13 protein-coding genes are annotated in these 13,820 nt (G+C 33.9%); 11 read left to right on the forward strand and 2 right to left on the reverse strand.

What is annotated here, in order from left to right; translation table 11 throughout:
- Positions 1-196: 196 nt before the first annotated feature.
- Positions 197-1,009, forward strand: a complete 813-nt coding sequence (locus B0M43_RS00355) for a helix-turn-helix domain-containing protein (RefSeq protein ID WP_078005791.1) — start codon at positions 197-199, stop codon at positions 1,007-1,009.
- 77 nt (positions 1,010-1,086) lie between these two features.
- Entirely contained in the window at positions 1,087-2,751 is a 1,665-nt protein-coding gene (locus B0M43_RS00360) for a serine hydrolase (RefSeq protein ID WP_078005792.1), read from the forward strand.
- 134 nt (positions 2,752-2,885) lie between these two features.
- Here the strand turns inward: B0M43_RS00360 and B0M43_RS00365 are convergent, their stop codons facing one another.
- A complete protein-coding gene (locus B0M43_RS00365; RefSeq protein ID WP_078005793.1) occupies positions 2,886-3,590 on the reverse strand; it encodes a hypothetical protein in 705 nt (234 codons plus the stop codon).
- Between the two features lie 2 nt (positions 3,591-3,592).
- Entirely contained in the window at positions 3,593-4,579 is a 987-nt protein-coding gene (locus B0M43_RS00370) for a hypothetical protein (protein WP_078005794.1), read from the reverse strand.
- A 364-nt stretch (positions 4,580-4,943) separates the two neighbouring features.
- Here B0M43_RS00370 and B0M43_RS00375 point away from each other — a divergent pair, with 364 nt between their 5' ends.
- The 9 genes from B0M43_RS00375 (at position 4,944) to B0M43_RS00415 (ending at position 13,634) form a co-directional block, all read left to right on the forward strand.
- On the forward strand, positions 4,944-5,882 hold the full coding sequence (locus tag B0M43_RS00375; RefSeq protein ID WP_078005795.1) for a DUF4421 family protein: 939 nt from the start codon (positions 4,944-4,946) through the stop codon (positions 5,880-5,882).
- 191 nt (positions 5,883-6,073) lie between these two features.
- On the forward strand, positions 6,074-6,574 hold the full coding sequence (locus tag B0M43_RS00380; RefSeq protein ID WP_246860181.1) for a tetratricopeptide repeat protein: 501 nt from the start codon (positions 6,074-6,076) through the stop codon (positions 6,572-6,574).
- 135 nt (positions 6,575-6,709) lie between these two features.
- Positions 6,710-7,672 (forward strand): ion channel, encoded by a 963-nt coding sequence (locus tag B0M43_RS00385; RefSeq protein WP_078005796.1) that lies wholly within the window; start codon positions 6,710-6,712, stop codon positions 7,670-7,672.
- Between the two features lie 71 nt (positions 7,673-7,743).
- Positions 7,744-8,643: a MerR family transcriptional regulator gene (locus B0M43_RS00390; protein ID WP_078005797.1), complete on the forward strand. Its 900-nt coding sequence runs from the start codon at positions 7,744-7,746 to the stop codon at positions 8,641-8,643.
- Positions 8,644-8,681: 38 nt separating this feature from the next.
- Positions 8,682-10,148, forward strand: a complete 1,467-nt coding sequence (locus B0M43_RS00395; RefSeq protein ID WP_078005798.1) for an NAD(P)/FAD-dependent oxidoreductase — start codon at positions 8,682-8,684, stop codon at positions 10,146-10,148.
- A 3-nt stretch (positions 10,149-10,151) separates the two neighbouring features.
- Positions 10,152-10,991 carry a phytoene/squalene synthase family protein gene (locus B0M43_RS00400; protein WP_078005799.1) on the forward strand — a complete coding sequence of 280 codons (840 nt, stop codon included), beginning with the start codon at positions 10,152-10,154 and terminating at the stop codon, positions 10,989-10,991.
- 129 nt (positions 10,992-11,120) lie between these two features.
- Positions 11,121-11,561: a sterol desaturase family protein gene (locus B0M43_RS00405; protein WP_065451125.1), complete on the forward strand. Its 441-nt coding sequence runs from the start codon at positions 11,121-11,123 to the stop codon at positions 11,559-11,561.
- 193 nt (positions 11,562-11,754) lie between these two features.
- The gene (locus B0M43_RS00410) at positions 11,755-12,237 is read left to right on the forward strand and encodes an SRPBCC family protein (RefSeq protein WP_078005800.1); all 483 of its coding nucleotides are present in this window, start codon (positions 11,755-11,757) and stop codon (positions 12,235-12,237) included.
- A 101-nt stretch (positions 12,238-12,338) separates the two neighbouring features.
- The gene (locus tag B0M43_RS00415; RefSeq protein WP_078005801.1) at positions 12,339-13,634 is read left to right on the forward strand and encodes a deoxyribodipyrimidine photo-lyase; all 1,296 of its coding nucleotides are present in this window, start codon (positions 12,339-12,341) and stop codon (positions 13,632-13,634) included.
- Positions 13,635-13,820 lie beyond the last annotated feature (186 nt).

Genomic DNA, 13,820 nt, shown 5'->3' on the forward strand with positions numbered 1-13,820 from the left:
TTGAGCTATAAATAATTACCCCCCACACAACAAATGACTGTTTAGCTAAATTGAACCCACTTAAAATTCAACAATTTTTGTAACTTTTTGCAATTAAGTTCTTCTAATTAAGGAGAATCTTTCCTTTTTTAATTCAATATGTTTTAATTCAATTGAAATATTTCAGTCCCGAAAAAAGAAGTTAATACAATTAATTATGAAACAGCTACAAAAAGGCACATTTTACGGACAAACCAATGAAACCATTGCACTGGACGGAATAACATTGACAGATACCGTTTACACCCATAGTAAAGTAGACTGGCATTATCATGAGAATGCTTATTTTACGTTTATTCTTGAAGGCAATGTTATAGAGGGAAATAAAAAAGAAGTCTACAATTGTACTCCGGGAAGTTTGCTTTTTCATAATTGGCAGGAACCACATTACAACATAAAACCTGACGGATTTACGAGAGGTTTTCATCTCGAAATCGAAAAACATTGGTTTGACACTATAGCACTATCTGATGATAATTTGCAAGGAAGCATTAATATCTCAAAGCCGGAAATCAAGTTTTTAATGTATAAAGTTTTCAGGGCGGCAAAAATTGAAGGTACTGCGGTAGATTTTTCAACCCAAACTTTACTGATCGAGATTTTATCAAAACTAAGCACACATAATAATTCTTTACTACACAAAAATCCAAAATGGGTACAGATTATCGATGAAATCCTTCATGACCAGATTGGAGACACAATTTCATTAGATTATTTATCTAAAATAGCCGGAATACATCCTGTTCACTTGTCAAGAGATTTTTCTAAATATTTTCACTGCACTTTAAGCGAATACATGAGAAAATTGAAAGTCGAAAAAGCACTTTCCCTTCTTTCTTTACAAAAACAATCCTTAACTGAAATTGCTTACGAATGTGGATTTTCTGACCAAAGCCATTTTACAAGGTGCTTCAAAGAGGTAAACGGATTAAATCCTTCTGCACATTTAAAATTACTTTTAATGAAATAATGCAAATGTTAATCTGGTTCAATTTTTAATGCTGGCGGCTGAATAATTTTACACCTCAATCAAATCAATCAAAAAATATGATACGAATATTATTTCTCTTTGCAATCAGCCTTTCCAGCTTTATTGGTTTTGGCCAGAACGCCGATCTTTTTAAAACCGAAGGAATTACCGGAGAACTGCATCAAGCAAACCTGGGGAAAGTTACTTTTATGGATGGCAATATCCCATTAGATCAATACAAAAAAAGCGATTTTCTTGAGTCATTCAATCTTACGTACAAATCAAATCTTAATATCAGGATTGTTCTGGATAACTCGATAACAAACTACTTACATCAATTAGCTCCTAATTTATCAGCGGAAGAACTTGTAGAAATGGGCAATCTTCAGTTTTCTTTTTTTATTGATAACAAATTCATCTATAAAGACAATATTAACTCAGGCTGCAATTTTGGATACGGCAGCAGCAAAAACACCTCAACAATATTAAGAATCCCGCTTACCAGTTCTAAAACCGAAAATCTTTGGGCTTTGCACATGTGGGACCGTTTTAAACTTAATGGCGGCGAAAAAGCACTCACAAACGGAACTCACAATTTAAGAATTGAAGTTAGACCTTATATTATCACCAACAAAAATACCGAAGCAATAGTTGGAACTTTAATCGCCAAAGGACAAATTAAACTGATCATAAAAACTCCTGAAGTGACTGCTAAACAAATGGAAATACAGCCAATATTGCCCAACAGCGGATGGGAAGTTTCTGATTTTCAATTCGACAAAAAGAAGATTGAATTACTAAATAAGGAAATTGCTTCATACAATCTAAAAGAAATAACAAGCGTTGTCGCCATTTATGATGGTAAACTTTTGATAGAAGAATATTTTAATGATGCAGCCAGAAATACCTTGCACGACACTCGTTCGGCAGGAAAATCTTTTGCTTCGACACTTATGGGTGTAGCCATAAATGATGGATATATTAAAAATGAAAATCAACCACTTAGTTCTTTTTATAACTTAAAAGACTATGCAAATTATAACGTAAAAAAAGACAGTATAAAAATAAAAGACCTGCTCACTATGAGCTCTTCATTTGAAGGATCTGATGCCCATAGCGAGTCACCGGGAAACGAAGAAAACATGTATCCCACAGACAACTGGGTCAAATTTACGCTGGACTTGCCTACTGATCCTACTAAAACTAATGGAGCCAAATGGGATTATTTTACAGCAGGCGTAGTGCTTTTAGGAGATATTCTGGATAAAAGTGTTCCGGGCAGACTAGAAAAATACGCCGATGAAAAGCTTTTCAAGCCCTTAAACATTACCAATTATCAATGGCAATATACACCACAAAAAGTACCAAATACCGCGGGCAGCCTTCAAATGACTTCGCTGGATTATGCTAAATATGCACAGTTATATAAAAATAATGGTGTATGGAATGGCAAACAAATACTTCCCGTAAATTGGGTCGAAAAAACCTTTACAAAACAAATTCAGATTTCTGAGCGAGACAATCAATTCTACAGTTATTTGTTTTGGAATAAAACAGTCAATTACAAAGGTAAAAATTACGAAACCTATTACTGCGCCGGAAATGGCGGAAACGAATTTATAATTTTTAAAGATTTACCGCTTGTAGTAATAATTACTTCAAAAGCTTTCAATAAACCTTACGGACATGCTCAGGCAGACAAAATAGTTCACGATTATTTATTGCCGGCGATTTTAAAATAAAAATCATCGGTTTGATTTTATAATTCACATCAAATAGCATAAAGAATTAAAAAAGGTAAAACATACAATCTGTTTTACCTTTTTTTAATGCCATCAACAAGTCAGGCAAATTATAAATATTCAACATAAAAGCCTTACTCCTGCTTAAATGCTTTCAAACTTCCGTCATCATTAAATTGTATCGAATATCTTTCCCTACTCCCATTTATGCTCGAAGGATACCAGCGCATCTTATTATCCCAAATAGAAACATAAGCACTCGTAAGAGGTTTTGCTCCTTCTATTTCTTTTACTTTCTCATTGTAAGTAGCCGTTACTTTGACAACATTTACAAACTTAATTTTATTAAGTGAAACCAAACGCTTTTGAACTTCGTCCCTAACAGATAACTGAAGAGGTTTTGGTTCAGACCACTGACCTTCTTTATAATTATAAATATCCACATATTTGGGATTTGTTGGATGCTGAAGCATAACATTAATGAGTCCATCATTATAAAAATACAGCGTCGAATAAATAAAAATTTCTTTTCCGGCATATTGAGGCAATTTTCTCAAAGCCTCTTCCGCTTTTTCTAATTCCTTTGTATCAGTCAAAAGATCAACACTCTTACCTTCAGTATGCGTATGGGTTACAGAATGTGTTTCGAGTGCTGTTTGTATAATTTCCTGAACATCAATCTGAGTGTTTACCGTCGTTTCAGGCACAGGACTTTCTTTTTCTTTTTCCTTTTCAACTAAAGTATCATTCGGCTTAAAGGTCTCATCGATAGTTTTAGTTACCTGCTCACAACTTAACAAAAGCTGACAGCAAATTATTAGTATAGTTAATTTTCTCATTGCTAATCTATAGTATTTAAATCGCTTGCAAAAGCAATTTTATTTGGATTTTCCGGCAGATAAAAAATTTCTATTTTTTCCTGTTTGGTAATATCGAGTTCAAGAAGCCTGATTACTTTTTTCAGACTATTGCGATGAACATGATGTTTGTTATCTGTGTACTCGAGTTGAAAAAGAATCTCGGGCTGATCATTAATATAAGTCCCCGTCTGACTCACCTTAACCAGTTTAGCCCAGGTTTTTATTCCCTTAAACTTGATCATTGATGAACTGCCATTTAATACTGTAAGCTTACTATAAATAAATTTCAAAAGATATCTAAAAAACAAAAGCACCATTGGACACAAAATCAGCGGATGACCAAAACTTATAAAACGCCAGCCCATACCATAACTTTCGATTCGGTACGAATAAATATAATAACCAATTACTAGAGCCACAAATACCAGCCAGCCTAATACAATAAATGCTATCCTCGCTATATTTAAACCCACTTCGGTATTGGTAATAATAAAGTGCGGAGCCTCTTTGGCATCTCTGTCGAGTATTAAACTTAATTTTTTTCCCGCTTCAAAACGACGTTGATGAGGTTTAGCATCCGTAATAATGGTCTTGCTTGTAATTTCTGTATCGGCCAGATTTTTAAATGATAATTCAAGTTCATAGGTATTGAATTTTTCAATTGGCTTAGATGTTTTTACAGCGCTTAAAATTTTTGCTTCGCGCGATACTCCGCCCGACTTTAGTTTTTCTATATTTCTTTTTGAAATAAAAATCTGAAGAATCCATTTATGGAAATAGCCAATTAAAACAATCAACCAAAGAATTATAGAAATCGAAACTATAGCCAAAGCCAGCCACGGATTTTTATCTTTCAGCGTAGTTACATCAAATTCACTATTAACGCTATAATAGATAAGCATTGGAAACGGAATTGTAAAAAACAACATATAGAGCGCACCAAAAGCAAGGGCAAAATTTTTTCTCATTCCTTTTAATTATTATTGGGGTTACTAATTAAAACGTTTATTTTTAGAAAAAAACATTCCTTTTTCTGAGTATATCTATCTATTACAACATTGTTGCACAAATAGATACCAATCAAATTTACATAAAAAATTATAGCAGAAAAGAAATTAGAATAAAATCTCAACTAAGAAATGGCTCCCTTTTTAAATAAAATTATCGTTTTATAAAAACAAATAGAATAACTCTAAAACACATTTTATTTACATTAGATTATAAATTTTGTAACTAAAATCAATTCATTACGTCTTATTTTTAACCGCTGTAAACCTTTTTAATCGGTTTTTCTAAAATACTAAGAGGCCTTATTTTCCGTTTGACATCCTAATGAAATTATATTTTTCTTTTTTGCTCTTTTTTATCCTTCCTTATTTTTGCGAGGCGCAGATTGACACAACGTATATTAAACCTTTTGACCATAAAGTCTCTCTAAGAACTTATCTATCGATGAAATTTATTTCGATGGAAAAGGAAACAGATGGAGAAATTAAAAATTTCATGCCCAATACACCAATGAGTTTAGGTTTTGGAGTTGCTATAAAAAACACCATAATCGATTTAAGCTATGGTCATAGTTTGAGTTTCCTGAAAGATGATGAAAAAGGAAAAACCAAAGCACTTGATTTTCAAATTCACCATTACGGGAAAAAGTTCATTATAGACCTTTTTATACAAAAATATCATGGCTTCTATACTTCAGATCAATCGGATAAAAACACACAATTATATCCCGACTTAAATATTCAGCAATATGGCGCTTTTGGCCAATATGTTTTTAATAATAAGAAATTCTCCTATAAAGCCGCTTTTAATCAAAACGAAAGACAATTAAAATCAGCCGGAAGCTTTTTGCTTGGCGGAGGAGTATATTTTACCAAAATAGGTTCTGACAGCTCTTTTGTACACAAATCTAAAAATTCATTACGCAATTTCCAATTCGGAGTAAGTGGAGGTTATGCTTATACCTGGGCAATTAACAAAAGATGGTTTACCAGCGGATCAGCAACTATGGGGGTAAACTTTGGTACTGAAAGAATAAACGATTTTGGCAAACAAAAGATAGAAATCTACCCTACATTTTTCCCAAGAATATCTGTTGGCTATAATAAAGAAAATTGGTCTCTTGGTCTATCATATATCAATAACCTTATATTTTCTTCTTTCTCAGGCAATGACACTAACAACATTGCTTTATCGTCAGGAAATTTACAAATTGGATATATCTGGAGGCTAAATTCCAATCCGTTTGTTCGTAATAAGAAATGAGATTAAATAATCTTTTTCTAACAGAAATAAAAATCTAATTTCCAATGCTTTACCACAACAAAAAACAAATTATCCAAAAAGAATAAATTAAATAATAGTTATTTCACAAAAGAACTTTCCCAACAAAACAAAACTTTACTAAATTCGTTTCCAGAATTATTTAACCTACTAACCTAATCCCAAATTGGTTTATGAAACACTTTTTAATTGCATCATTTATTATGATCACCTGCTCTGCGTGGGCACAATCTGCAACGGCCTATTTTGATAAAGCCATGAAAAAAGCCGAAGCCGGCAACACAAAAGGCGCAATTGCTGATTACACAAAAGCCATCAGCATGAATTCTAAGTTCGTCGAAGCTTACCAAAATCGTGGTGTAGCAAAATTTAAACTCAACGATCTAAAAGGCGCACAGGCAGATTTTAGTAAAACAATCGAACTGGACACCATGAACGCAGATGCTTTTACCGGCAGAGCCAATGTAAATTACAAATTAAACAACTTTAAAGAAACCGTAGATGATTGTACCTCATCACTTGGTTTAAACCCAAAAGATTATATTGCTTACAACTTAAGAGCATTGGCTTACAATAAAATGGGCGATAAAAAAAATGCGTGCAAGGATTTTACAAAAGCAATCGAATTAGGCAGTCAGAGTGCCATAAAAAACAGAGCTACTTTTTGTAAATAAAACAGCATCAAACGCATTCAATACTAAAGCAATCTGTAAATATCAATTTTACAGATTGCTTTTTTTATTCAAAAAAACCGGACCCAATTTCATCTCAAAGTTATCCTTACATTTGTCCTTTAAACCCAACTTTTAATGGCACTTTTAAAAAAGATAAATCACAAAGCACAAACCGATAAAAACTCCGGTTTTGGAGCCAATGCAAACAGTTACGGAGGAAGATTTGTAAACAAGGACGGTACTCCCAATATCGAAAAAAGGGGCATGCATTTTTTTCGCCGCATTAGTTGGTACCATACCATGATCGACATGCCCAACTGGAAATTCATGTCGATTTTGTTTATTTTTTATATTGTGCTCAATTTTATTTTTGCCATTATTTACTACGTCATTGGTATCGAACATCTGGACGGAATCGAACAATCTCAAAGTGTTTTAACCCAATTTGGTCAGGCCTATTTTTTCAGTGCGCAAACTTTTACCACGGTAGGTTACGGACACATTAGCCCAACAGGTTTTTTAACAAGTGCATTATCAGCAGCCGAAGCTTTAATAGGTTTATTAAGTTTTGCCATTGCAACAGGTTTATTTTTTGGAAGATTCAGTAAACCAACAGCTTTTTTAAAATTTGCAGATAATGCCCTAATAACACCTTATGGAGAAAGCAAAGGATTAATGATACGACTTGTACCTTTTAAAAATACCAATTTTACAGATGCAACAGCAAAAGTAACACTGGGAATGAGCTTGGAAGAAAATGGCGTACAAACCAATAAATTCTACAACCTGAATCTTGAATTAGACAAAATCAATGCACTATCATTGAGCTGGACTTTGGTACATCCCATTACAGAAGACAGTCCGTTATATCATTTTACCGAAGATGATTTCAAAAAAGTCCACGGCGAAATATTAGTATTCATTACAACATTCGATAATATGTATAGTAATACGGTTGCTGCCAGAACATCGTATACTTTTAATGAAATTGTTTACGGAGCCAAATTCGAAACCATGTACAACAGAAGTAAAAACAACTCTAAAACAATCCTGCACTTAGACAAATTAAACCATTATAAATTAGTAGACCTTTCGTAATTTATCATTTTAGCGAAGTTTTAAATCTTTTTTCAGATTTTATTCTATTTTTGTTCACCAAATAGCCAGTAATGATAAACAATATTAAGACTGTTTTCAGCATAAAAGACCTCGAAAACTTATCAGGAATAAAAGCACACACCATTCGTATCTGGGAGAAGAGATACAACATCCTGGAGCCAATGCGAACTGACACCAACATTAGACTCTATAACCTACAAAATCTACAGAAGCTTTTAAACATTACTTTATTACACGAATACGGATATAAAATCTCTAAAATTGCCACCTATCCCGAAGAAAAAATCCCGCAATTGGTTCGCGAAATTATTTCGAAGAAAAATTCTCAGAATTACGCCATAACTTCATTCAAGATGGCGATGATGAATTTTGATCAGGAAATATTCTTCAATACTTTCGATTGGCTGATCTCTGAAAAATCATTCAAAGAAGTTTTCAAAGATCATTTTCTTCCTTTATTGAAAGAGCTGGGACTATTATGGCAATCAGAAACCATAACTCCTGCAAATGAACATTTCATGAGTCATTTGATCAAACAAAAAATATTAATCTATACCGAAAGTCTTCAAATATTAAAACCAAGTAAAACCAATAGAATTTTTGTGCTTTCGTTACCGCTAAACGAAATTCACCAAATAGGTTTGTTGTACCTGCAATATGAAATTTTATCCCATGGCTACAAAACCATTTATTTGGGCGAAAGTATGCCAATTGAAAACCTTCAGGATTTAACCAAACATTTTGAGAATATTACATTTATATCCTTCATGACAGTGCAGCCGGATCGCAGTGTTATCAATCAATATGTAAAATCTATGGGACAAAAATTACTTCAAAAAAACAACGAAATTTGGCTTATGGGTAATATGGTCGAAAGCATTGATCAGGGACTTCTACCGGAAAGAATACGAATTTTTGATTCTATGGAAGAAACAATTAGTATGCTATAATCTATTTTGTTTAAAGTTTTTGTACATTTGTTAAACAAATGAAAAAAACAATAGCAATAATAGGATCAGGCTTCTCTGCTTTAGCCGCTTCATGTTACCTGGCACAACAAGGGAACAAGGTGACTATATATGAAAAAAATGAATCTATTGGCGGCAGGGCAAGACAGTTTAAAAAAGAAGGTTTCACCTTTGACATGGGACCAAGCTGGTACTGGATGCCAGATGTTTTTGAACGTTTTTTTAATGATTTCAACAAACAAACAACTGATTATTACGAGCTTATCAAACTAAATCCAGCTTACAGGGTTTATTTTGGAGTAGATGATTTTATTAGCATTTATGATAATCTCGAAGAAATAAAAACCACTTTTGAAAGCATAGAAAAAGGAAGCGGTCACGAACTTGAAACTTTCATCAAACAGGCCAAAAGCAATTATGATATTGCAATTAAGGATTTGGTATATCGTCCCGGAGTTTCTCCTCTGGAATTAATCACTGTTGAAACCACTTTAAAACTCAATCAGTTTTTTAGCACCGTAAGTAACGATATCCGTAAGAAATTCAAAAACCAAAGACTGATTCAGATTTTGGAATTTCCCGTGTTGTTTTTAGGAGCAAAACCAACCAAAACACCCTCTTTTTATAATTTTATGAATTATGCCGATTTTGGTTTAGGAACATGGCACCCCAAAACCGGAATGTTCGACGTAGTTCGCGGTATCGAAAAACTAGCTCTGGAACTTGGAGTTACAATAGAAACCAATGCTGCTATCGAAAAAATAATAGTCGAAAACAAAACTGCAACAGGAATTGTCATTAATGGAAAAACGATACAAGCCGATATCATTTTAAGCGGAGCAGATTATCATCATACCGAAACTTTATTAGATATCGAACACCGCGCCTATTCTGAAAAATATTGGGAAAGCCGCGTTTTTGCTCCATCATCACTTTTATTTTTTGTGGGTTTTGACAAGAAAATAGAAAACATTTCGCATCACGCTTTATTTTTTGATGTCGATTTTAATCAGCATGGAGCAGATATTTACGATGAGCCAAAATGGCCAGATGCCCCTTTGTTTTATGCCAACTTTCCATCAAAAACAGATCAGACTGCAGCACCGGAAGGAATGGAAAGCGGATTTTTTCTCGTTCCGTTAGCGCCGGGAATACATGATAGTGAAGCACTTAGAGAAGAATACTTCGAAAAAATTATTACTCGTTTTGAGGAGCTTACACAACAAAAAATTAAAAATAACATTATCTTTAAGAGATCATTTTGTAAGAATGACTTTGTAACCGATTATAACGCTTACAAAGGAAATGCTTACGGAATGGCCAATACCTTATTGCAAACGGCTTTTTTACGACCAAAACTAAAAAGTAAAAAAGTTCGTAATTTATATTTTACAGGACAATTAACCGTTCCTGGCCCAGGTGTTCCGCCTGCTTTAATTTCAGGAAAACTAGTAGCCGAGTTAATTCAAAAATCTTTTAGATCTTAAAAAATGAAATCACTATTCGACACCGTTTCTTTCAAATGTAGCAAATTGGTCACCCAAAACTACAGTACATCTTTTTCGTTAGCGGTAAAAATGCTTTCACCAAGCATTCGTGAAGCGATTTACAGCATTTACGGATTCGTTCGTTTTGCTGACGAAATTGTCGATTCATTTCATGAGTACGACAAAGAAAATCTTATCAATGATTTCGAAAAAGAATATTACAAAGCCGTTGAGTTTGGCATTAGCTTAAATCCTATTCTCAACTCTTTTCAGCATACCGTAAAAGAATACAATATTACCGACGATCTTGTGCAGGCTTTCCTTAAAAGCATGAAACTAGACCTCATCAAATCCACCTACAACTCCCAAACTGAGTATGAAGACTATATTTACGGCTCTGCAGATGTTGTGGGTTTAATGTGCCTTAAGGTTTTTGTAAAAGGAAATGAACAAAAATACGAGCAGCTAAAAAACGAAGCCATGAGTTTGGGGTCGGCATTTCAGAAAGTCAATTTCTTGCGGGATCTTAAAGATGATAATTTGGTTTTAAACCGAAACTACTTTCCCGGAGTCGATTTAAATTCTTTTGATGAAAATGCCAAAACCACGATCATCAACGAAATCGAAGAAGATTTTAGGATTGCTTATCAGGGAATTGTAAAATTGCCTATTGAAGCACAATTTGGGGTTTATACCGCTTATATCTATTACAAAAAGTTACTAAAAAAACTAAAAAACACACCGTATTACGAAATTGGAAGTTCCAGAATCAGAGTTTCTAATTATACAAAAGCCGGGCTTTTAGCACAATCTTTTGTAACTTACAAGTTGAAACTGGTTTAGATTCACAGCTTGTATGTCATTGCGATGAACGAAGCAACCACATTTGCTAAATCAAACTTTACATCTATAATAGTTAGATTCCTCGTTACTCGACCAGAACAATAAGTTTAATAACTCAAAACATAAAAAATGATTTCTTTTTTAATCTTTTTAGGCGTTTTTCTCTTCATGGAATGTGTTACTTGGTTCACGCACAAGTACATCATGCACGGACTTATGTGGTATTTTCACGAAGATCATCATCAACCCAAATACGAAGATACTTTTGAGCGCAACGATATTTTCTTTGTCATTTTCGCCATTCCCAGTATTGTTCTTTTTTATTTTGGCGTTCAGGGCGGATTCAATTATTTATTTTTCATCGCTTGCGGCGTCACCACTTACGGAGCTTGCTATTTCTTAATTCACGATGTTTTAATTCATCAGCGTTTTAAATGGTTCAAAAACACCAAAAATAAATACTTAATTGGCCTCCGAAAAGCGCATAAAATACATCACAAACATTTAGGAAAAGAACACGGAGAATGTTTCGGGATGTTATTCGTGCCCTTTAAATATTATAAAATGTAACATTATTTGGGCGTTCTTCGCCGCGGCGAATCGGGCTTTCCTTTCCCGCTTTTTTGTGTCAGGCAAAAAAAAATCCTGACACAAAAAGAGTTCCACTTCAAACGAAGTTCACTGAACTCCGCTTAAATTATTAACCAGTGAAGTAATCCCTAACGCAAACGCATCTCAAGAACCATTCGTAATAATCGATTTTATGAAAGTATATAAACTAGAAACTGTACAACACTTAAACTCCAGTATCGAAAAATGTTGGGACTTTTTCTCGAGTCCACAAAACCTGCAAGAGATAACACCTGACGATATGAGTTTCGTAATTGAGGATTTTGATGGCAAACGCATGTATCCCGGTCAAGTGATTACTTATACATTAAAACCACTTTTGGGCATCAAAATAAATTGGATGACCATCATAACAATTTCATCAGAAAACCAATATTTTGTAGACGAACAGCGTTTTGGGCCTTATACATTATGGCATCACAAACACTTTTTTGAAAAAACTGAAACCGGCACAAAAATGACCGATGTTGTACATTATGCTCTACCATTTGGTTTCTTAGGCCAACTCGCCAATAAGATAATGGTAAAAAATAAACTGAAATCTATTTTTGAATATCGTCACAAAAAAATTGAAGAACTATTCAATTCAAATAATTTTATTCCACAGATTCCATAGATAAAAAAATCGCCACGAATTCACGAATCATAATATTAAATTCAATTGATTGGTTAAAAAAATCGTGAATTAGTCCCGAACAAAAAATAGCATTTCTTATAATGACAAAACAAAAAGTTACTTTTTTCTGGTTTCGACGTGACTTGCGTCTTGATGATAATATCGGGTTATTCAATGCCCTGCAATCTGATTTTCCGGTAATTCCGTTATTTATTTTTGACGACGATATCTTAGAAAATCTTCCTGAAAATGATGCGAGAGTCAGTTTTATTTACGATTCACTTGAAGCAATAAACAAACAACTTCAACTAATTGATTCATCAGTCTTAATAAAAAAAGGAAAAACTTTTGAGGTTTGGAAATCACTTGTTTCCGAATTTGACATTCATCAAGTATTCTTTAATAAAGATTACGAACCATACGCTATTACACGTGATTTATCAATTCAGGAATTATTAAGAAAAAATGACATTGAATCTTTTTCATTCAAAGATCATGTGATTTTTGAAGAAAAAGAAATCACCAAAGCTGATGGACTTCCTTATACCATTTATACGCCTTATAAAAATAAATGGCTGGAAAAATACCATCTTTCAGGACAAGCTATTGAATACGATACAAAACCTTTGTTCGTAAATTTTGCTAAGAACAATTTTAACTTTCCTGAATTATCCCAAATTGGTTTTGAAAGAAGCAGCATAAAAGTATTGCCCCACAACTTAACGCAAATAGGCAATTATAAAGAAACGAGAGATTTTCCAGCATTAGACAGTACATCTTATCTTTCTCCACATTTACGTTTTGGAACTGTTAGTATTCGAAAATTAGTGAATTGGGCCAACAAGAAAAACCAGACTTTTTTAAGCGAATTAATCTGGAGAGAGTTTTTTATCCAGATTCTGTTCAATTTCCCTAATTGCGTGAATCACAATTTCAAGTCGGCTTATGATGGCATTCAATGGCGCAATAATGAAGACGATTTTAAGCGCTGGTGTTCCGGAACTACGGGTTACCCAATGGTCGATGCAGGAATGCGTCAGCTTAACGAAACCGGTTATATGCACAATCGTGTTCGTATGGTTGTCGCCAGTTTCTTATGCAAACATTTACTTATTAACTGGCAATGGGGCGAAGCTTATTTTGCCGAAAAATTACTGGATTTCGAATTGGCATCCAACGTAGGCAACTGGCAATGGGCAGCAGGAACAGGTTGCGATGCTGCACCATATTTCAGGGTTTTTAATCCGGAAATTCAACTAAAGAAATTCGACGAAAAAGGTATCTACATTCGTAAATGGATTCCTGAATTTGATTTAGGATATAATGAGCCAATGGTAGATCATGCTTTTGCCAGAGATCGTGCAATTGCGACATATAAGGCGGGCATCTTGAAATAGTTTGTTATTATAATAAAAACGAATTTCTAATCTTTGACGAGTTACAAGTGTGATCCTTCCTTCGTCAGGATGACAAAATTGTAATATTAATCGATAAAACTTCTAATGAAAACTGCATCCCTAGCCCTGATAGAAGCGACATCCTTTTGTGGCGGGGTTCGCCACAAAAGATATAGCGGATAGCAG

The sequence above is a fragment of the Flavobacterium sp. KBS0721 genome (assembly GCF_002007065.3).
GTDB classification, from domain to species: Bacteria; Bacteroidota; Bacteroidia; order Flavobacteriales; family Flavobacteriaceae; genus Flavobacterium; species Flavobacterium piscis.

Excerpts from the sequence above, each read along its gene's own strand:
- B0M43_RS00380 (WP_246860181.1), top strand. The coding sequence starts at position 6,074 with ATGAAACACTTTTTAATTGCATCATTTATTATGATCACCTGCTCTGCG.
- B0M43_RS00365 (WP_078005793.1), bottom strand. The coding sequence starts at position 3,590 with ATGAGAAAATTAACTATACTAATAATTTGCTGTCAGCTTTTGTTAAGT.
- B0M43_RS00400 (WP_078005799.1), top strand. The coding sequence starts at position 10,152 with ATGAAATCACTATTCGACACCGTTTCTTTCAAATGTAGCAAATTGGTC.
- B0M43_RS00410 (WP_078005800.1), top strand. The coding sequence starts at position 11,755 with ATGAAAGTATATAAACTAGAAACTGTACAACACTTAAACTCCAGTATC.
- B0M43_RS00360 (WP_078005792.1), top strand. The coding sequence starts at position 1,087 with ATGATACGAATATTATTTCTCTTTGCAATCAGCCTTTCCAGCTTTATT.
- B0M43_RS00415 (WP_078005801.1), top strand. The coding sequence starts at position 12,339 with ATGACAAAACAAAAAGTTACTTTTTTCTGGTTTCGACGTGACTTGCGT.
- B0M43_RS00385 (WP_078005796.1), top strand. The coding sequence starts at position 6,710 with ATGGCACTTTTAAAAAAGATAAATCACAAAGCACAAACCGATAAAAAC.
- B0M43_RS00390 (WP_078005797.1), top strand. The coding sequence starts at position 7,744 with ATGATAAACAATATTAAGACTGTTTTCAGCATAAAAGACCTCGAAAAC.
- B0M43_RS00355 (WP_078005791.1), top strand. The coding sequence starts at position 197 with ATGAAACAGCTACAAAAAGGCACATTTTACGGACAAACCAATGAAACC.
- B0M43_RS00405 (WP_065451125.1), top strand. The coding sequence starts at position 11,121 with ATGATTTCTTTTTTAATCTTTTTAGGCGTTTTTCTCTTCATGGAATGT.
- B0M43_RS00370 (WP_078005794.1), bottom strand. The coding sequence starts at position 4,579 with ATGAGAAAAAATTTTGCCCTTGCTTTTGGTGCGCTCTATATGTTGTTT.
- B0M43_RS00395 (WP_078005798.1), top strand. The coding sequence starts at position 8,682 with ATGAAAAAAACAATAGCAATAATAGGATCAGGCTTCTCTGCTTTAGCC.
- B0M43_RS00375 (WP_078005795.1), top strand. The coding sequence starts at position 4,944 with ATGAAATTATATTTTTCTTTTTTGCTCTTTTTTATCCTTCCTTATTTT.